Annotated in this window: 1 protein-coding gene; it reads left to right on the top strand. The window is 64.7% G+C overall.

Features of this window, described 5'->3' with window-relative positions:
* The first annotated feature begins 137 nt into the window (after positions 1-137).
* On the top strand, positions 138-1,373 hold the full coding sequence (locus tag SBI67_RS29050) for an IS256 family transposase (RefSeq protein WP_318983906.1): 1,236 nt from the start codon (positions 138-140) through the stop codon (positions 1,371-1,373).
* Positions 1,374-1,430 lie beyond the last annotated feature (57 nt).

The following is a 1,430-nucleotide window of genomic DNA, read 5'->3' as shown; positions in this document are numbered from 1 at the left end:
GGTTGCGTCCAGCAGAGTGGTGTACGAGTCGGACCTGATCAGCGGTACCGGCGTGTCGTAGCCGAGTGATTGAAGGTCATCGCGTGATTCTTCGAGGGACCGACCAAAGTCACTCGAGCAAAGAAGGAACACACGCGATGACCGCTGCCCACAATATCGACCTGCCCGCCGTGCTGGCCGAACGACTCACCACCACCCATCCCGACGTCCTGCGCGAGCTGCTCGCCACGTTCATCCACACCCTGATGGGCGCCGAGGCCGACGCCCTGTGCGGCGCCGGTTACGGCGAGCGTTCGGCACAGCGCACCAACTGCCGCAATGGCTACCGACACCGCGAATTCGACACCCGTGCAGGGACATTGGATCTCGCGATCCCGAAGCTACGGCAGGGTTCGTACTTCCCGGACTGGCTATTGGAGCGCCGCAAACGGGCTGAGCGGGCGTTGACCACCGTGGTCGCGACCTGCTACCTGCTCGGGGTCTCCACGCGGCGGATGGACAAGCTCGTCGAAACGTTGGGCATCACCAGCCTGTCGAAGTCGCAGGTCTCGGTGATGGCCAAAGAACTCGACACCGCCGTCGAGGCGTTTCGCACCCGCCCGCTGGATGCCGGCCCATACACCTTCGTGGCAGCCGACGCCCTGGTGCTCAAGGTCCGCGAAGGCGGCCGGGTGGTCAACGTGCACGCACTGATCGCGGTCGGGGTCAACGCCGAAGGCTACCGAGAAATCTTGGGAATCGACGCCACCACCGCCGAGGACGGCGCGGGTTGGCTTACGTTCTGGCGGTCGCTGACCGCCAGAGGCCTGTCCGGGGTCAAACTGGTCACCAGTGACGCCCACGCCGGCCTCGTCGCCGCGATCGGCGCCACCCTGCCCGGTGCGACGTGGCAACGCTGCAGAACGCACTACACGACCAACCTGATGGCTATCACCCCGAAATCGTCGTGGCCGTGGGTCCGCACCCTGCTGCATTCGGTGTTCGATCAACCCGACACGGAATCGGTTGCAGCGCAATATGACCGGATCATCGACGCCCTGTCCGACAAGCTGCCGAAGGTGGCCGACCACCTGGAGGCAGCCCGGCCGGATCTACTCGCGTTCACCGCGTTCCCCAAACAGATCTGGCGCCAGATCTGGTCCAACAATCCCCAGGAGCGGCTCAACAAGGAAATCCGCCGACGCACCGACGTCGTGGGCATCTTCCCCGACCGTGACGCCCTGATCCGCCTCGTCGGTGCCGTCCTGGCCGAACAACACGACGAATGGGCCGAGTCCCGGCGCTACCTCGGCCTGGACGTCCTGAGCAAATCACGCGCCGTCAACGACACCCCGATCGAACAGGAGGCCACCCCCGCAGCACTGACCGCCTGAACCATCACATCGAAGAATCACACGACGACCTCGTACACCACGTCTGAGGACTTGACC

The sequence above is a fragment of the Mycolicibacterium chengduense genome, assembly GCF_033741155.1.
Classification (GTDB): Bacteria; Actinomycetota; Actinomycetes; order Mycobacteriales; family Mycobacteriaceae; genus Mycobacterium.
This window is presented reverse-complemented; position numbering and strand designations above follow the sequence as displayed.